This window comes from Nocardia sp. NPDC004711 (genome assembly GCF_053601595.1).
In genome coordinates this window covers 1-20,538 of sequence record NZ_JBSGCB010000067.1, presented here as the reverse complement: position 1 = coordinate 20,538, position 20,538 = coordinate 1, and the positions used below count along the sequence as shown (strand labels likewise).

At 68.0% G+C, this 20,538-nt stretch carries 3 protein-coding genes; 1 reads left to right on the top strand and 2 read right to left on the bottom strand.

The features are described 5' to 3' along the window. Positions 1–21 precede the first annotated feature (21 nt). The gene (locus tag ACWEKS_RS41705) at positions 22–615 is read right to left on the bottom strand and encodes a hypothetical protein (protein ID WP_452345240.1); all 594 of its coding nucleotides are present in this window, start codon (positions 613–615) and stop codon (positions 22–24) included. Further along, a complete protein-coding gene (locus ACWEKS_RS41700) occupies positions 612–18,833 on the bottom strand; it encodes an amino acid adenylation domain-containing protein (RefSeq protein ID WP_452345239.1) in 18,222 nt (6,073 codons plus the stop codon). The genes ACWEKS_RS41705 and ACWEKS_RS41700 overlap by 4 nt, the downstream gene beginning before the upstream one ends. Before the next feature lie 850 nt (positions 18,834–19,683). Here ACWEKS_RS41700 and ACWEKS_RS41695 point away from each other — a divergent pair. Further along, positions 19,684–20,430 (top strand): glucose 1-dehydrogenase, encoded by a 747-nt coding sequence (locus ACWEKS_RS41695; protein WP_452345238.1) that lies wholly within the window; start codon positions 19,684–19,686, stop codon positions 20,428–20,430. Positions 20,431–20,538: the final 108 nt, after the last annotated feature.

Sequence of the window (20,538 nt, the reverse complement as noted above, 5' to 3'; positions counted from 1 at the left end):
TTACCCACGACAGCGGACTGGCTACCGCTGAGGCAATTCCCGCAGGGGCAGGATCTGTTCGCGCTGCCGGCCGAACTCGCTCCGCTCGTCCAGTCGCCGGTCGGCGTCGCGCCCGCGGTCGAGATGAGCAGCGGCGATCCAGCCATCGGTCCGGCGAATCAGCTTGCCGCCGCGGGTTGGACCGGAATCGAGAATGCGGACGCGGCGGACTTGATACCCCCCGTGGATCAGCAACCGGTCCAGACGTTCTGCGCGTACCTCCCGGTGGATCCCCAGAGATGCTCCGTCGCCGTGGTCGACGCGGGCGTCGGTGCGGCAATCGGTGCGGGCCTCGGCGCGGGAGTGTCCGCGCCCATCGTGATAGGTGCGGCCCTGGTCGGGGCCGCCGTCGGGTTCGTCGTCGGTATCCCGTTCCTGCCAACCGGTTTGGTTGTCGGCCCGCTCCTCGGCGCGGCGGTCGGCGTGGCCGTCGTCGCCGGACCGGCCGCCCTGCTCGGTGGGGCGTTCGGGGCGTCGATCGGGGCGATACTGGGCCTCGCTTCGCCCCTCCCGCCGCCGGGCGGCCCGACCGATGGATCCGGCGCGCCCGTCACTTCGCCCTGAGGACGCGGTCATCGCTCCAATCGCGTGTTGAGAATCCGGGCGATCTGAGCAACCGCGCCCGGTTCGGTCATCGCGAGGTGGGCCGCATCGATGTCGAAGGTCGAGATCCGACCACGGACCACCTGCGCCCACCCCTCGTGACCCGCGGCATCGGATCGCCTGTCCTGTGTCGCGGTGAAATAGAGCATGTCGCTGTCCAGGACCGTCGGCCGCCAGGCACTGGCTGCCCGGATCGCCAGGTTGTAGGCGTCGGTCAGGCGCTCGATCATGGCGGCGTCGATGCCCAGGCCGCCCCCGAGGTGCCGTTCGATCAGATCGGCGACCTCCTCGGCGGTCGCATCGGCGCTCACGAAATCGACGCCCATGACCGGGCCGAGATTGCTGATGAGCTCGCCGGCCGTGACGGCGCGGACCGTCGACTCGTCGACACCGCCCACCTCGGCATCCAGCAGTGCCAGTAGCGCGACCTCTTCACCGGCGGCGCGCATCTCGCCGGCAATCGCATGGGCGATCACGCCACCCAGCGACCAGCCGAGGAGGTGATAGGGGCCGTGTGGCTGAACCGCCCGAATCTCCTCGAAATAGCGTTCCGCCATGTCCTGGATCGACGTCGGACCGGGGTCCTCGCCGCCGATCTGCGGCGCCTGAATGCCGTAGATCGGCCGGCCGTCGGCGAGGTACCTGTCGAAGGTGCGGTAACACCACGACAGGCCCAGGGCCGGGTGGATACAGAACAGTGGCGGTTGCGCACCGCCGGTCCGGATGGGCAGCAGCACGTCGAAGCCGATGTCGGTCCGCTCGACGGTGGTACCGGAGCGCATTCCGGATTCGATCCGCTTGGCCAGGTCGGCCGGGCAGGGATCGGACAGCATCCAGCTGATCGGAACCTCGTAGTCGAGTCCCTTGCGCAGCTCGCTCACCACTTGCACCGACTTCAGCGAGTTGCCACCCAAGGCGTAGAAGTCGTCGTCGGCACCCACCCGATCCACACCGAGGACCGCTCCGAAGGCCCGCGCGACCTCCTCTTCCAGCCATGACGAGGGCTCCCTGAACTCTCCCACCGCGAGCACCGGCTCCGGTAGTCGCGCACGGTCCAGCTTGCCCGACACGGTGAGGGGCACCGAGTCGAGCGCCATCACCGTGGTGGGCACCATGTAGTCGGGCAGTTCGCCGGCCGCGTGCGCCAGCACCGCCGCGGGGTCGATCGTCGCGCCTGCGGCGGGCGCCACGTAGCCGACGAGGTGGTCCGCCGTACCGGTGGTGTGCACCATGGCGATCGCGCGGGCGACGCCCGGGTACTCGGCGAGTACGGCCTCGATTTCACCGAGTTCGATGCGCAGGCCGCGCAGCTTCACCTGGAAATCGGTGCGGCCCAGGTATTCCAATTCGCCGCTGTGGCGCCAGCGCACCAGGTCGCCCGTGCGGTACAGGCGCCCGCCGTCACCGTACGGGTCGGCCACGAACCGTTCCGCGGTCAGGCCCGGACGTGACTGATAGCCGCGCGCGAGCTGGGCGCCGGCCAGGTACAACTCCCCGGCGACACCGGGCGGTACCGGATGTAACCGGTCGTCGAGTACGTATGCCCGCGCGTTCCATACCGGTGAGCCGATCGGCATGGTGCCGCTGTCGGATTCGATCACCCGATGCGCGGTTGCCGCCACGGTGAACTCGGTCGGCCCGTACAGGTTGTGCAACTCGACCCCGGGCCAGGTTCGCCGCACCTCGGCCACCACGTCGGGCCCGAATGCCTCGCCACCCACCAGGAGCGTCCGCACCGACTCCAGCGACTCCGCAGGCACCGCGTCCGCGAATACCGCCAGCATCGACGGTACGAGCGCGGTGATCGTGACCCGCTGGGCGGCAATGGTTTCGGCGAGATAGGCCAGGTCGGTATGCCCGTCGGCGCGCGCGATCACCAGCCGCGCCCCCATCGCCAGGGTCGTGAACACTTCCCATACCGACATGTCGAACGTGGCGGGGGACTTCTGCAGCACCACGTCGTTCGACGTCAACGCGTAGGTCTCGGCGTGCCATCGCAGCTGGTTCACCACCGAACAATGCGATACCGCAACACCTTTCGGCCGACCGGTCGACCCCGAAGTGAAGAGCACGTAGGCGACGTTGTGCGGTCGCAGCGGTGCGAGCCGATCGGCGTCGGTGACCGGCGCGTCATCGAATCCGGACAGCTCCAGCCCATCGAGGGTCGACAGCTCCAACACCGGTGCGGCGATCGACAGCATGTACTCGATGCGGTCGGCCGGCAGGTCCGGATCGACCGGCACGTACCCACCACCGGCGGCGTGCACCGCGTACATGGCGGTGACCTGGTCCAGTGAGCGCCGCATGCGCAGCGCCACCAGCGACTCCGGACCCACTCCACGGCCGATCAACCACCGCGCCAACCGGTATACGCGAGAAGCGAATTCCGCATAGCTCAGCGACTGTTCGCCGAACATCACCGCGGGCCGGTCCGCATGCGCCCGCACGGAGTCGGCGAAGACCGAGGCGAGCGTCTCGCCCGGAGGGAGCCGGTGATCGGTCGAATTCCACTGCGTCAGAACGGCTTCCCGTTCATCGGCGCCGAGCAGATCCACCTCGTGTACCGGCTGCGTCGAATCGGCCACCAGTGCGCCGAGCAACCGCAGCAGGCGATCGGCGATCGTGGTCACCGTGGCCGCGTCGAAGAGGTCGCTCGCGTAGGTCACCGCGCCGCTGATGCCGGCCGGGGCGCCGGTGGAGTCGTAGGAATCCGACACCGTGACCAGCAGATCGAACAGCGCGGTGTCGGTCTCGGCCGTCACGGCCGAGACCGACAGTCCCGGAAGGTCGAACTCGGCCTTGGCGACGTTCTGGAATGCCAGCATCACCTGGAACAGCGGATGGTGGGCGTGCGACCGCACCGGGTTCAGCTCCTGCACCAGCCGCTCGAATGGCACATCGGCGTGCCCGAACGCGGCCAGATCGGTCCCGCGCACGTGCTCGAGCAGCTGAGTGAACGTCATCCCCGGGGTCAACCGGGTCCGCAGCACCAGGGTGTTGACGAACATCCCGACCAGATCGTCGAGTTCGGGCTCGCCGCGTCCCGCGTACGGAGTGCCGATCGCTATGTCGTCCATATCGGCCAGCCGGGCCAGGGTGGCCGCCAGCGCCGCGTGGAAGACCATGAACAGCGTCGTGTTGTGTGCTCGCGCGACCTGCTGCAATGCCGCGTGCAGGTCGGCACCGACGGTGATCGGTACGGTCGCGCCCGCATAGGACTGCACGGGCGGCCGCGGCCGGTCGGTCGGTAGCTCCAGCAAGGGCGGGAGTTCCGCCAATTCGAGTGTCCAGTAGTCGATCTGGGCACGGAGTACCGAATCGGGATCGTGTTCGGTCCCCAGCACCGTCCGCTCCCAGATCGCGTAGTCGGCGTACTGCACCGGCAGCAGCGGCCAGCTCGGTGTCTCCCCGAGCAGGCGTACGGTGTACGCGGTCATCATGTCCCGGGCCAGCGGGCCGAGCGACGACCCGTCGCAGGAAATGTGGTGCGCCACCACGGCCAGGACCCACTCGTGCTGCCCGAGCTCGAACAACCGGATCCGCAGCGGCGCGTCGACCGTCACATCGAACACCGTCGAGACGAACGCCGACAACGACTCGGGCAGTTCCGATTCCGTCACCGGGGTCGCGGTGATCGGCGGAATCGCCTCGGTTGTGCGAAGAACAACCTGCGACGGCTCGCCCTCGGCATACGGGTAGACGGTCCGCAGTACCTCGTGCCGGTTCAGCACATCCGCAATGGCCGCGCGCAGCGCGTCGAGATCCAGCTCTCCGGACAGCCGCAGGATGATCGGAATACTGTAGGCGGCCGAGCCGGGCTCGAGCCGGTTCAGGAACCACATCCGTTGCTGTGCGTACGACAGCGGAATGCGTTGCGGCCGTGGCTGTGCGGTCAGCGCCACCCGCCCGGTGTGGGCCTGCGATTCGGCGCGCGCGGCCAACCTCGCGACCGTCGGCGCCTCGAAGATCATCGACACCGGCACGGTCGCGTCGAGCGCGGCACCGATCCGGGCGGCGACGCGGGTCGCCACCAGGCTGTTGCCGCCCAGTTCGAAGAAGTCGTCGTCAGCGCCGATCGGAGCGTCGATGCCGAGGACGTCGGCGTAGACGCCGGCCACTATCTCCTCCACCGGTGACGCCGGGGCCCGGAATCGCCTGGCCTGCACGACGGGTGCGGGCAGGGCCGCGCGGTCGAGCTTGCCATTCGGCGACAGGGGGATCGCGTCGAGGATCATCACCGCGGCGGGCACCAGATACGACGGCAGCATCTCGGCCAGCGCCGCCCGCAACTCCTCGCCCGAGAGGCTCGTCCCGGTTTCGGGCACCACATAGGACACCAGCTGCGCCGGGCCCGTGCCCGTACGCCACGGCGTCGTGATCGCGTATGCCACGTCCGCCCGCGCGCTCAGCGCCGCGTCGATCTCGCCGAGCTCGACCCGGTAGCCGCGGATCTTCACCTGGAAGTCGTTGCGCCCCAGGAACTCCAGGTCGCCGTTGGCATTCCAGCGCACCACATCACCGGTGCGGTACATGCGGCGTCCGGTTTCCCCGAACGGGTGCGCCACGAACCGCGCCGCACTCACCGCCGCCTTGTCCAGGTACCCGCGCGCCAGCGCCGGGCCGGCCAGATACAACTCTCCGGCCACCCCCACCGGAACCGGCTGCAGCCGGGCATCCAGGACCAGCGCCTGGATGCCCTGCAGCGGGGCGCCGATCGTCGGCCGGTCACCCGATCGCAGCGCACCCGTCGCCGTGGCGACAATCGTGGCCTCGGTCGGCCCGTACAGCTCCCGGAACTTCCGGGCGCCGGCGGGATCGGTTCCCGCCCAACGGTTCACCAGATCCGCCGGGACCTCGTCACCGCCGGACATCACCACCCGCACGTGGTCCAGCCCGGCGGGATCCACCGACGCGAGCGCCGCCGGGGTCATGAAGGCGTGGGTCACCCGCTGCTCGCGCAGGAGCTCGGCCAACTCTCCGCCGCCGTAGATCCCCGTCGGAGCCACCACCAGCGCGCCGGCCCGGCTGACCGCCATCAGGGTCTCCATCAGGGCGGCGTCGAACGACGGCGACGCGAAATGCAGCACCCTGGACGTGTGCCGGAGGTCGAGGTCGGCGCGGAGCGACGAGACGAAATCGGCGATGCCGGAATGGGTGACGGCGACGCCCTTCGGCACCCCGGTGGATCCGGAGGTGAAGACCACGTAGGCAACGTTCGAGGCCCGCAGCGGCCGGAGGCGCTCGTCATCGCCGATCGGGCTGCTCGCCAACGCGTCGATCCGTGTGGCCACGGCCGCGTCGTCGAGCACGATCCAGTCCACCGTATCGGGCATCCCGGCAGCTGCCGATGACACCGTCACGCCCAGCGTCGCACCAGAATCCGACACCATCTGCGCGATCCGGCCTTCGGGATAGGCGGGGTCCACCGGCACGAAGGCCGCACCCGACTTCACCACCGCCCACCACGCGACGACGGACTCCATCGACCGCGCTGCCGCCACCAGCACCGAACTCTCCGGTCCGGCGCCTCGGCTGATCAGCAACCTCGCCAGCCGGCTCGATCGCTCGTCCAGCTGTGTATACGACAACGTGGTATCTCCCGCGACGACGGCGATACCGTCGCCGTTGGCGCGGACGGCCGAGGCCAATACCTCCGGCAGCAATCCGGACGGCTCCGGCGCCGCCGAGGCGCGTGCCCCGACTCGCGAGGTGAGCGCCGAGCGCTCGTCGGCGTCCAGCCAGTCGATGTCCCCGACCACGACGGCCGGATCGTCGACGACGGCTGCCAGGACCCGCATCAGCCGCCGGATGATTCCCGCCGCGGTCGGCTCGTCGAACAGATCCCGCGCGTAGCTCATCATGCCCGAGATACCTTGCGCCGCACCGGTATCGGACGATTCCGACAGCACCAGTTGCAGGTCGAACTGGGTCGCCCCGGTATCCACCTCCGCCCGGGCGACCCGGACATCGGGCAGCGCCACCTCGACGTTCGACAGATTCTCGAACGCCAGGGCCACCTGGAACAACGGATGCCGCGCCGCCGATCGCTCCGGCTTCAACTCCTCCACTACCCGCTCGAACGGCACGTCCGCGTGTTCGAATGCCAGCAGGTCCGTGTCCCGGGCACGCGCCAGCAACTCGGTGAACGGCTCGCCGGTATCCACCCGGGTCCGCAATGTCAGCGTGTTCACGAACATCCCGACCAGCCCGTCCAGGCCGGGCTCGCCCCGCCCCGCGATCGGGGTGCCGATCACGACGTCGTCGGTATTGCCGAGCCGCCCCAAAACCGTTGCCAGCGCGGCATGCATCACCATGAACAGCGACGATCCCCGCGACCGTGCCAGCGTGAGCAGCTGCTCGTGCAGCCTGGCGCCGATCTCCAGCGGTACCCGGCCTCCCGACAGCGATGCGACGGCCGGGCGTGGCCGGTCCGCCGGGAGGTCCAGCCGGTCCGGTGCGCCCGCGAGCGTCGAGCGCCAGAAGTCCAGCTGGGTGGACATCAACGACGCCGGATCGTCTGCGGCCCCGAGCATCTGCCGTTGCCACCACGCGAAATCCGCGTACTGCACCGCGAGTGGCTCCCACTCCGGCGCGTGCCCGGCCAGTCGCGCGGCGTACGCCACCATGACGTCATGGGCCAGTGGGCCCATCGACTGACCATCGCCGGCGATGTGATGGACCACCAGCACCAGCAGGAATTCTCCTGTGTCACTGCCGGGTTCGGTGTCGAGCTCGAACAATCCCACTCGCATCGGCACGTGGGCGGTCACATCGAATCCGCGTCGCACGAATTCGCCCACCACATCCGGGGCCGCATCCGCCGGTACCCGCTCCGGCTCCATCGGCACCGCGGGCTCGTCGAAAACGACCTGCCGCGGCTCACCGGAGACTTCCGGATAGATCGTCCGCAATACTTCGTGCCGTGCGACCACGTCCGCGAGCGCGGCCGCCAGCGCTTCGGTGTTCAGCCGCCCCGACAACCGCAGCATCACCGGAATGTTGTAGGCCGGGGAGTCTGGCTCGAACCGGTTCAGGAACCACATCCGCTGCTGCGCCAGCGACAGCGGCACGGGGTCGGGGTGCAGTCCGGACACCAGGGGCACGCGGCCCCCATCGCCGAGTGACCCGGTGCGCGCGGCCAATTCGGCGACGGTCGGCGCCTCGAAAACCGATCGCACCGGCACTCGCGCGTTCAGGGCCGCACCCAGGCGCCCCACCACCAGCGAAGCGCTCAGCGAATCGCCGCCCAGCGCGAAGAAGTCGTCGTCGGCGCCCACCCCGGCCACGTCGAGCACCTGCTCGAATGTTCGCGCGACCAGCTCTTCCATCCCTGGCGCCGGTGCCCGGAACTCGCGCACGACGGCAACCGGCTCGGGCAGCCGGTCACGATCCAGCTTCCCGTTGGCGGTCAGCGGTACCTCGTCCAGCACGATCACCGCGGACGGCACCATGGTCCGGGGCAACGTCTCGGCCAGTGCCGCACGCAACTCCGCGCCCGATACCTCGGATCCGGTCGCGGGCATGACATAGGACACCAGCTGCACCGACCGGCCGTCCTCGCGGCGTGGCACGGTGACCGCATATGCCACATCCGCACGCGCGCCCAGCGCCGCGTCGATCTCCCCGAGCTCGATTCTGGTGCCGTGCACCTTGACCTGAAAATCGTTGCGTCCCAGGAATTCCAACTCGCCATCGGCGCTGCGGCGTACCACGTCACCGGTGCGGTACATGCGCTGACCCGGCCCCTCGAACGGGCATGCGACGAACCGCGCCGCGGTCAACCCCGTCCTGGCGACGTAGCCATCGGCCAGTCCGGTGCCGAACAGGTACAACTCGCCCGCGATACCGTCCGGTACGGGTCGGAGCCAGGTATCCAGGACCACGGCCGCGACAGTGCCGATCGGCCTGCCGATCGTGATCGCGGCACCGGGCGCCAGCGCAGCGCTGGTGGTAGCCCAGATCGTGGTCTCGGTCGGCCCGTACAGATTGACCATGGTGCGGTGCGGCGCCCACCGATCGACCAGTTCGGTCCCGACCGGCTCACCGGCTGCCGCGAGCACTCGCAGCCCGTCGAGACCGTCGGGCGAGACCGTCGCGAGCGCCGAGGGGGTCACGATGGCGTGCGAAATACGTTCATGTGCAATCAGATCCGCCAACTGGGGGCCGGCGTAGATCTCGGCGGGAGAGACGACCAGCCGGCCGCCCGAACCGTGCGCCATCAACAACTCGAACACCGAGGCGTCGAAGCTGGGCGAGGCGACCTGCAGGACCACCGACATCGGGTCGGCGCCGAACAGTCGCCGTTGCGCCGCGACGATTTCGGCCAGGCCGCGATGGCTGACGAGTGCGCCCTTGGGCGTTCCGGTCGACCCGGAGGTGTAGCTCACGTAGGCGATCTGATCCCGCCGGATCGACCCGCCGCGTTCGGCATCGGTGATCGGCAGGGCGGGCGCCGAGTCCACGGCGCCGAGCGCCTGGTCCTCGTCGAGGATCAGCCAATCGACGCCGTCGGGAGGACGTTTCCCGGCGGACGTATCGGTCAGTCCGAGCACGGTTCCGGAGTCGGACAGCAGAAATTCGATCCGGTCCGAGGGCAGGGCCGGATCGATCGGCAGGAATGCGGCACCGGTCTTCGCCACGGCCCACACGGTGACGGTCGCCGCCAGGGAACGCGGAAGTACGGAGGCGACGACCTGTCCCCGCCGGGCGCCGTGCCGCAGCAGGACCCGGGCCAGACGGGTGGATCGCTCGTCGAGCTGGCGGTAGGTCATGGTGGTCGTGCCGTATCGCACGGCGATCGCGTCGGGATCGGCGGCAGCGGAGGCGGCGAGCATCCGGTCCAGCGTGTCCGGGATCGTAGCTTCCGCACGGGAATCCGGCCACGATGGCCGCGGCTCCTCGTCGAGCGGTAGCTCACCGAGCCGCGTATCGGCGTTCGCGGCGAACCGGCACAGCAACTCGACGAAGCGGTCGAGGATGCGGCGCGCCGAGACGGTATCGAATTCACGGTCATGGAACCGGAGGGTGATCCGCAGTCCTTGTGGCTCGCCGTGCTCGGACAGCGTGGGTTCCACGATCAGGCTCAGCGGGTACGGTGTCGCGTCCAGTTCACTGAGTTCGTTCACCCGCAAGCCCGCCGAATCGACGAGCTGCTGCAGTGCCGTCCGGTCGACGGGGAACGACTGGAAGGTGAGGGCGGTGTCGAAGAGTTCGGGTAGGCCGGCGCTGCGGTGGATCTCGGGCAGGCCGATATGGTGATGCTCCAGCATGCGGGCCTGCCGCGCCTGAATGCCGATCAGCAACTCGCGGACCGTCATCGTGGGTTCGAGCGGGACGCGCACGGGAATCGTATTCAGGAACATGCCGAGCGCCTGATCGACCAGCGGCAGTTCCGGGGGCCGGCCCGACACCGAGGAACCGAAGATCACGTCGGTCTCGCCGGTGAGTACCCGCAGATTCAGGGCCCAGGCCCCGGCCACGGCCGTATTGATGGTGACGGCCGCCTCCGCCGCCATGCGACGGAGTGCTCCGAAACGATCCGCCGTCACCTCGGCCCCGACCTCGGCGGCGGATACCGCGCCCGCCGCGCCCGCGTCGCGGGACACCCGGGTGGGTGCGCCGACATCCGAAAAGGCTTGCGCCCATGCCGCTTTGGATGCGGCGCTGTCCTGCCGGCCCAGCCAAGCCAGATAGTCGCGGTAGGAGGGCGCGGGTCCGGCGGAGTCGATATGTTCGGGAGATCCGTAGTAGTCGAGCAGTTCTCGCATCAGCAGCGGCATCGACCAGCCGTCCAGGATCACATGGTGATTCGTGACCAGCAGCCGGAAGGACTCCGTATCGAGACGGATGAGCGTCAAGCGCAACAGCGGGGGAGCCGACAGGTCGAATCCCGCCGCCGCGTCCGCCGCGGCAATCGATTCCGGGTCGGCCGGGGATTCCGCATCGCCGCCATCGGCGAGATCGATCTCCCGGAAGTCGATCTCGGCATGGTCCAGCACGATCTGGCACGGCCCGGCCGACGTTTCCGCGAAAGCGGCCCGCAGGATGTCGTGCCGGTCGACCACGGCCTGCGCGGCACGCCGCAGGCGCTCACCGTCGACCGCGCCGGAAAATCCGATCATCGTCTGGACGGTGTAGTTGTCCGCCGCTTCCGGATCGAACGTCGAGTCGAAGTGCATTCCGGATTGCATGGGCGACAACGGCCATACGTCGGACAGCCCGGGGTACTGCCGCTCGAGCCGATCGATGTCCTGCTGCGTGAGCGTGACGAGCGAAGAATCCGAGGCGCGATACGCGTGATCGGCCTTCGGGAGTCGCGGGGGTTCCTCGATGGTCACCGGAGCCGCATCGCCGCCCGCGGTCACGGCGAGAGCGGCAACTGTCTTGCCTTCGAACACATCTCGCGGCGTGAGCGTGAGCCCGGCGGATCTCGCCAGCGCCACCAGCCGCATCGAGACGATGCTGTCCCCGCCGAGCGCGAAGAAGTTGCTGTCGGCGGATACGGTGTCGAGATGGAGCACATCGGCGAAGAGTTTCGCCATGATCTGCTCCGTTGGCGTCGACGGCGGTCTGCCACCCGTGGCGTCGGCATCGAAGGCGCGCTGCTGCAAGGCTTTCCGATCGACCTTGCCCGTGGGTGTGCGCGGCATCTCCGCCAGCCGCACGATCGCCGCGGGATTCATATAGCGCGGCAGCCTGTCCGCGAGATCGCCTTCGATGGCCGCCACATCGACGGCAGCGCCCGGCGCGGAGACGACATAGGACACCAGAACCGGTTCGCCGGCAGGCCCTTGCACCGCCACGGTGGCGACGCTCGCCACGTCCGGGCGCCGGGCCACGTGCGCATCGATTTCCCCCGGCTCGATCCGCAGGCCGTGAATCTTGACCTGCTGATCGCAGCGGCCCAGGTATTCCAGCGCCAACCCGGCGGGTCCGCGCACCCAGCGCACGGAATCACCGGTGCGGTAGATCCGCTCGCCGCGGGTGGATCGCGGATCCGCGACGAAGCGCGACGCGGTCACGCCTCGTCGGCCGACGTATCCGCGCGCGAGTCCGGGCCCGCCGATATAGAGTTCGCCCGCGACACCGACCGGCACCGGTCGCAGCCACGGGTCGAGCACCATCGCGGACGCGCCCCGGATCGGGCCACCGATCGTCACCGGGTCGCCGGGTGCGAGGGCATCCGACCCCGTTGCCCAGATCGTGCACTCGGTCGGTCCGTAGTGATTCATCAGCCGTCGCCCCGGGGCCCACCGGTTCACGGTGTCCGGCCCGACAGCTTCGCCGACGACCGCGAGCGATGTCAGCGACGGTATCCGGGACGGATCCATGGTGTTGAGCACGGTCGGGGTGATGATCGCGTGCGAAACCTGGTGCGACCGAAGCAATTCCTCGAGGTCGGTCCCGGCGAATACCTCCGGCGGCGCCACCACGAGACAGGCGCCGTTGCTGTGCGCCAACAGCAACTCCGCCACGCAGGCGTCGAATCCCGGCGACGCGACCTGCAACACCACCGAATCCGGCGTCGGCGCGAAGGCATCTGCCTGCGCCGCGACCAGATCGGCCAGACCTCGATGGCTGAGGTGGACCGCCTTCGGTGTGCCGGTCGATCCGGACGTGTAGATCACGTATGCCGCATTGTCGGCCGACAGGCGGTCGCCCCCGGCCACACCGGACGGGTGGGGGAGACCCTCGTGCGCGTCCGATGTGGCAGCATCCAGGATCAACCAGTCGACGGTATCCGGAAGCTGCTGTGCCACAGCGCTTGTCGTCACACCCAGCGTGGTCCGCGAGTCGGACAGCAACTCCCCGGTCCGCGCGGCGGGATTGCCGGGATCCAACGGCAGGAAGGCCGCACCTGTTTTCGCCACCGCCCAGATCGCGACGACGAGTTCGGCCGAGCGGGGCAGGGCCAGGGCGACGATCGACTCGGCACGAGCACCGCGGCCGACCAGCAGGCGAGCGAACGCGTCCGCGCGATGCTCCAGCTCACGATAGGTCCACGTGGTGTCACCGCACCGGACGGCCACGGCATCCGGATACCGCCGCGCCGTCCCCGACAGCATGTCGCGGAGCACGAGGTCCGCGGCCGGCTGCTCGCTGCCGACCGAAAGCAGTTGCGCGCGTTCGGAATCCCAGCAGGAGGAGATCGAGGAGACCTTCCGGGCGGGATCGCCGACGATCTGCGTGAGCAGCAGCTCGAATCGTTCGAGCAGCGTGCGGGCCTCGTCCGAGTCGAATCGGTCGGTGGCGAATTTCAGTGTCACCGTGTAGGTTCCGGGCTCGCCGGTGTCCGGTCCGCCCTCGCGACTCGTCCGCGGCGGGGTCACCTGCAGACTCAGCGGATACGGCGTGGCATCGTGCGCGACGATCTCGACGAGCCGCAATCCGGCGTCGGAGAGATCGTGTGCCAGCAATTCCCGGTCGAACGGATAGGACTCGAGCACCGTCGCGGTATCGAACATGTCGGTGATACCGGCGGCCCGCTGCAGCTCCGCCAAGCCGATGTGCTGATGATCCAGCATCGTCGCCTGCTCGGATTGCACGCGGACGAGCAGGTCGCCGACGGTCTCGTCGGGTTCGAGCCGGACGCGGACGGGCAGCGTGTTGACCATGAGCCCGACCATGCGCTCGACATCCGGAATCCGCGGCGGGCGGTTCGACACCGTATTGCCGAACACCACGTCCGGCCGTCCGGCCTGGACGGCCACCAGCAATGCCCACGCCACGTGCAGGGCCGTGTTGGGGGTGACGCCATGCGAGCGGCCGAGATCGAGAATCGCGGCGGTGGTCGCGGCGTCCAGGTTCAGGCCGACTTCGTCGGCGTGCGCGGTGACGGTCCGATCCGGCCCGTTCGTGATGCGCGTCGGACTGTCGATTCCGGCGAGCATCTCCCGCCACGCGGCGGTCGCGGCGTCTCGGTCCTGAGCCTGCAGCCACTGCAGATACTCACGGTACGAACGAGGGGGCGCGAGCTGGGCCGTATCGCAGTCGGATATGTACAGCGCGAGTAACTCGTGGATCAGCAGGGGCATCGACCAGCCGTCGAGCACGAGGTGGTGGTTGGTGACCAGCAACTGGAACATATCGACGCCGGTGCGGACGAGGTGGAAACGCACCAGCGGCGGCCGGGCCGGATCGAACGGAGCCGCGGCCGCCGTCGCGAGTCGCCGCAGTGCTTCCGCCTGCCGGCCGACACCGCTGAGATTCGACTCGCCCCAATCGACCGTGGTGTCGCGCAATACGATCTGGCGTGGCCCATCGTCACTCTCGACGAACGCGGTCCGCAGACTGTCGTGCCGGTCGATGAGCACCTGTGCGGCCCGTCGCATTCGGTCCCCATCCACCTGCCCGGCGAACGTCAGCGCCGCCTGCACGATGTAGCCGTCGACGCCGTCCGGGTCGTAGATCGTGTGGAACAGCAGCCCGGACTGCAGGGCGGTGAGTGGCCACACATCGGTCATCGACGGGTATTCCCGCAGCCAGCGGTCGACATCGTCCTGCGATACCGCGGTGAGCGGGAAGTCGGATGGCGTGAAGCTGTAGGTGGTTTCGGACCGGACGTGATCGGCCAGCGCCCCCAGGGCTCGAGCCCACAGTCCGGCGAGCTCGCCGACCTCCTCACCCGTCAACACCTGTGCGGCGAACTCCCAGGTCGCGGCCAGTTCGAGCCCGTCGTGGCCTTCTTCGGCGATCGCGTTGATATCGAGCACGGCCGGCAGCGCCATCGCCGGATCGCTCGTCGCGGTCAGCGCGGTGAATTCCGTGGTAGGTGCCCAGGGCCCCGAGCGTTCACCGGAACCCACCCGCCCGAGGTAGTTGAAGCTGACCTGAGGTTCGGGCAGCTCTGCGAGCTCGGCGCGACCCTGGGAATCGAGATGGCGCAGTACCTGATAGCCGATGCCGTTGCCGGGCACCGCGCGCAGCTGCTCCTTCACCTGCCTTATCGCCAGTCCCGCACTTACGCCGCCGGCCAGCGCATCATCGAGATCGACGTTCTCCCAGTCGATCCGGACCGGGAAGCGGGAGGTGAACCAGCCGACGGTGGCGCTCGGATCGGCGCCGGGTACGGCCGACTCCTCACGGCCGTGTCCTTCCAACGAGATCAACTCTCCGGCCGCCGCCGTACCACGCCCCCGCCGCCACTCACCGAGGGCGAGCACCAGAGCCGCCACCAGCGGATCGTTGGCGCTGCAGTGGAAGCGGTCCGGAATGGTGGTGAGCACCGCCTCGGCAACCGCTGCCGGGATACGCTGATCGACCCGGCCCGCCGTGGCCCCGATGTCACGATCCGGGATCAGACGACGCGATCCGAGTAGCTGATCGCCGCGCTCGAGGACGTCTTTCCACAGCTCGAGCTCCGCCGCCCGCCTGCCCGGCGCCTGCTCGACCAAGCCGTGCACCCATCGCCGAAACGAGGTGGTGAGCGGGCCGAAATGCGGCTCGCCGCCGGCGGAGACCTGCGCCCAGGCCTGCGCGAGGTCGGTGAGGATGATGCGCCACGACACCGCGTCGACGGCGAGATGGTGGATCACCAGCCACATCAGGTCGGGTCCGGAGCCGCTGCGATCCTGAATCCAGACGGCCTGCACGAGCACACCGTTGCCCGGGTCCAATCGATCCGCGGCTCGGTTCAGGTGCCGGTCGACTTCGGCGGCGTCACGTCGATCGAGCCGGACTTCGACGAGCGCGGCCTCCGGGTCGACCGCTTCCCGATCGAGTACCTCGACGAACCGATCGGCCGAATCGCTGCCGCGCAATACCGCGCGCAGCATGTCGTGGCGGTCCAGCAGGGATCCCAGCGCGCGCACCAGACCCGCCCGATCGACCCCCTCGGGCAGCTGCACCAGCGCGGCCTGCGCAAATCGGTCGTAATGACCGCGGTCCAGCATGGCGTGCATGATCGGCGACAACGGCATCGGTCCCACACCGCCACCGGGCAACTCGGCCAGCCCGGGAGTATCGCCGACTTCCGTCGCCGTGGCCGCCAGGCCCGCAACGGTCTTGTGCACGAACACGTCCTGCGTGGAGAAGCTCAGGCCTTCGGCCTTGGCCCCCGCCACCAGCCGGATCGACAGAATGCTGTCGCCGCCGAGGGCGAAGAAGCTGTCGTCCGCCCCGACCCGCGGGACGCCGAGCACCTCGGTGAACAACCGTGCGATCGTCTTCTCCCGGGCCGTGGCCGGTGCCCGCCCGACCGGCGCGGTCCCGAATTCGGGCTTCGGCAAGGCATGGCGATCGAGCTTGCCGAAGGCGTTCACCGGGAGGCTGTCCAACGGGAGGACCACCGCCGGGACCATATGCGGCGGTAGCGAATCGCGAGCGAAGCGCAGGATTTCGACCGGATCGATCCGGCGGCCGCTGACCGGGACGACATAGGACGCCAGCACGGTCGTGCCGACGTTGTTCTGCGCCGGCACCGTGACACACAGATCCACGTCGTCGTGTGTGGTGAGCGCGGCGTCGACTTCACCCGGTTCGATCCGGTATCCGCGGATCTTGATCTGGAAGTCGCTGCGGCCCATCAACTCCAGCGTCGTCTCGCCGTTCTCGCCGGTCCAGCGCGCGATGTCGCCGGTGCGATACATGCGCGCGCCGGTGCCGCCGTACGGATCGGCGACGAACCGGGCGGCGGTTTCGACGAACAGATGGCTGTATCCCCGGGCCAATCCCGGCCCGGCGAGGTACAACTCGCCCGCGGTGCCCCTGGGCACTGGCTGCAGCGCCCGGTCCAGCACCATGGCCGAGACGCCACGGATGGGGCCGCCGACCGTGTGGGCGCGGCCGGGTCTCAGCATGGCGCCGGCGGCGGTCACGGTGGATTCGGTGGGTCCGTACTCGTTGTACATGGACGCCGACAGGGTCCACCGCTCCACGAGGTGCGGTGGGCAGACGTCGCCCCCGACCACGACCACCTGCACGTCGGTCGGCAGCTGCGGGTCGACCGTGGCCAGCATCGTGGGCGTCAGCGTCAGGTGGGTCACGTGCTCATCGGCCAGCAGTTGCGTGAGCGACTCGCCGCCGGTCACCTCGGGCGGCACGATCACCAACGTGGACCCGTTCGCGAAACAGGTCAGAAACTGTTCCAGGGAGGCGTCGAAACTGGGCGAGAGGGCATAGGACACACGGGATTTCGTGTCGATGCCGTACGTGGCGCCGCGATCGGCAACGAGATTCGCGAGGCCGGTGTGCGTGACCTGGACGCCCTTCGGTGCTCCGGTGGATCCCGAGGTGTAGGTCATATAGGCGACGTTGGACGGTCGTAGTGGGCGGATGCGGTCCGCATCGGAAATCGGCCCGCTCGCGGTGTCGCCTTTGGCCAGGGTTGCGGGGTCGTCGAGAACCACAGGGTGAATCCCCCGCGGGAGCCGCCCGCGCAGGGCGTCGACCGTGATCGCCACGGTCGCGCCGCTGTCGGCAACCATGTGGTCTATCCGCTTCGACGGGTACTCGGGGGCCAGCTGGACGAACGCCGCCCCGCTCTTCGCGACCGCCCATGTCGCCACGACCGATTCGACCGAGCGTCGCAGCATGATCGCCACCGCCGTGTCCGGACCACACCCCAGCGCGATCAGATGCCGGGCCAGCTGCGAGGATCTCGTGTCCAGCTCGCCGTACGTCATCGTCTTGCCGCCCGAGGCGATCGCGCACCCGCTACTGTTCCCGCGCGCGCTTTCGCTGAGAATCTCTGGAAGCAGCCGTGTTTCGACCGCGCTGGGCCCTCGCACAGGTAATAGCGCAGAGCGTTCTTGCATTTCGAGTAGCGGCAGCCTGCTGACCTTGCATTCCGGTCCGCCGGCGAGGAATTCGTGCATGAACATGCGGAACCGTCGATGGTGATCAGCGAGTTCTTCAGGGCTGTACGAATTCGGATTTCCCTGGAAGTCGATATGCGTGCTCTCTCGGCCCGCGCCCGGGTAGATATTGACGAAGAGGTCGGCGGTGGGTCCTGAGGTGAGGACGTGCAGGCGGCCTGTCGTCTTGCCCAGTACAACCTCGTTCTCGACCATCATGAGGTTCACGGCCGGCCCGAATGATGCCGCCTCGTCGCGCGCAATCCCCATGTCATGGAATATGTCCTCTTGGCGGTAGCGCTGCCGCCGGAGTGCACTCGTCAACTCGCTTTTCACCGCGGCGATCAGTTCACCGACGCTTTGACCGGCGACCTGTACTCGCAGCGGGACCACATTTGCCACCATCCCCCCGGAACGGCGCAGCACGGCGGAGTGCCGGCCCGAAACGGGCAGGCTCAGCAATACTTCATCGCTTCCGGTCATCCGCGCGAGATAAGCCGCGAACGCCGCAACGATGATCGGAGTCACGCTCGACTCGTGCTCGAACGCAACGTTTTCGAGCAGCTGCGCGGTGTCGTCCCCCAGCTCTGTGCTGACCAGCGTGGGATGAATGGTGGGTTTGCTCAACCGGGCGGCCAGGCTGACGACGGGAGGTGCGCCCGCCAGGTGCTCCATCCAGTGTGCGCGGTCATTGTCGAGACGCGTCGAATCGCGGTACGCCAGATCTTGCTCGACGACTTCCCGCAGGTCCTGCGCCTGACACGGCGCCGGCTCCTCGGACTTCACCCAAGCGTTGTACAGCTCGGTCATCCGATGCAGCATTGTTACCGCGGCGAATCCGTCGAGCGCGATGTGGTGTGCGCGCTGATACCACAGGTAATGGTTCTCGCCGACCTGGAACACGATGCTCGTCATGAGGTGGTCGTTCAGCAGGTCCAATGGAGCGGAATAATCCTCGACCATCATTCTGTGCGCAGTCGCAACGGGATCGGCGTGCCGCCGCAGGTCCATGACCGACGCCGGGCCGCCATTTTCCTCGTCGACGAACTGGCAGGGCTCTCCGTCGACCTCGATCAGGCGCATATGTCCCGATCCGAACTCCCGACCGGCGGTTCTGCATGCCTCGGCAAGGAGTTCCGCATCCAACTCGCCGACGATCTCGACGTATTGGGCGACAGATATCGGCGTGGATTCCGCGAGATGCTGAGCAAACCAGATTCCCCGCTGCGCCGACGTCAGCGGAAGAATATCGGCCGGCGATGGATTACTGCTGGGCGTGTTGGAACTGTTACCCGAATGTGTGTGCCTGGAGGATTGACTGGAGGATTGAAATGTGCCTGTTGGCAACGATTTGGAACGGTCGGGATCGCTTTCGATGCCACTCTCCGGTTGGCGCATTTCGACCTCCGCAAAATATCGTTCATTTCAGGAACTCAAAACGCCCGAGGACCGGCTGATACGCTGTCGCGCGCCGGTCCGGGGACCACGAACGAGGCCAGGGCGGGGACCATTTCCAAACCCGCATAGTGCTGAATACGTCGAGTCCGTCGCCAAGATCATTACAGCCGATGCCGACCGATTCGGGACTCATTACGCCCACGGCTAATTTCCGGCCACCAGTTGCGGTACCTTCGACCGGCGCTCGACCGTCGACCGATACACGATGGCAACATCCCCGACCCCGGTAACACCCCCCGACTCCTCGACGAACGGTCCGGTACGTCAACGCCCCCAGCGTCGACCACACGCCGGCGCAGACGCCGCTGTACCGACCGGCAAACCTTCCCCGGCGGTCCCTCCGCCGACGCAACCCCGCGCACCACCGTCTGCTCCGTTGCAGCTTCGACTGAGGCCATGCCGGACATCCCAACTCCAAAACCGACTGTCCATTATGATTCGACGCCGACGCCGCAACCGATTGGTCCCTCGACCAAAATTTTTGAAACAGATGCACTCCAGTGATGCATGCCTACGTTGTCGAGCGCCTCGGCACCTGGTCTGACCTGCGTAATCGGTGTGTCTTGGTTGCGGTTCGGCTGGTGGCGCGACCTGGCGACACGCCGGAAGCTGCCCGCGCTGACGGTGTCGATCGGCGATGAGTGGGCGGTCGTCGAACAGTCTGCAATCCCTGGTTCCGTTCCATCGGGGCCATACCGCATTCCACTGTTTCAATCAATGATTGAAACAGTGATTGAAGACATGCTTAGCTGCCCTCATGACCGAGAAGCTCTCAATGGAAAGCCCGAGCATGAACAAGCGAGTCGCGGGCAAGGTGGCCCTCGTCAGCGGAGGCGCGCGTGGCATGGGCGCGGCGCATGCCCGTGCTCTGGTCGAGCACGGAGCCCGCGTGGTGGTCGGCGACCTGCTCGAGACCGAAGGCAGAGCGCTGGTGGCCGAATTGGGTCCGGCGGCTCGCTTCGTTCACCTGGACGTGACCGACCCCGAGCACTGGAAGCGGGCCGTGAGTGTCGCCGTCGAGGAATTCGGTTCGCTGACCGTCCTGGTGAACAATGCCGGAATCGTCAACGGCAACACCATCGTCGACTTCGAACTGGCGGCCTGGCAGCAGATCGTCGACATCAATCTGACCGGTACCTTCCTCGGCATCCAGGCCTCGGCCACGGCGATGATGAATGCCGGCATCGGGTCGATCGTCAATATCTCGTCGGTCGAAGGCCTGCGCGGCAGCGTCGGACTGCATGGCTACACCGCCACCAAGTTCGCGGTCCGCGGATTGACCAAGTCGGCCGCACTCGAGCTGGCGCAGCACAACATTCGCGTGAACTCGGTCCACCCCGGCATGGTGCGCACCCCGATGACCGAGGGCATCCCCGAGGACTTCCTGCAGATCCCGCTCGGGCGCGCCGCCACCGCCGACGAGGTCGCCAATCTCGTCGTCTACCTGGCCAGCGACGAATCCAGCTACACGACCGGCGCGGAGCACGTCATCGACGGCGGGCTGATCGTCGGCGTCCCGCACAAGACGCTCGGATAACGGCGCTACCCAACGGATTCGAGGATTTGATTCATGACCAATGCCGTTGATCTGCAGGCTCTGGCCGCTCGGGTGGCCGGGAAGCTGACCGGGCCGGGTGGGCCGTTC

Bases quoted from the DNA above. Each gene is read 5' to 3' on its own strand.
- ACWEKS_RS41700 (WP_452345239.1), bottom strand. From the start codon at position 18,833: ATGCGCCAACCGGAGAGTGGCATCGAAAGCGATCCCGACCGTTCCAAA.
- ACWEKS_RS41705 (WP_452345240.1), bottom strand. From the start codon at position 615: ATGACCGCGTCCTCAGGGCGAAGTGACGGGCGCGCCGGATCCATCGGT.
- ACWEKS_RS41695 (WP_452345238.1), top strand. From the start codon at position 19,684: ATGAACAAGCGAGTCGCGGGCAAGGTGGCCCTCGTCAGCGGAGGCGCG.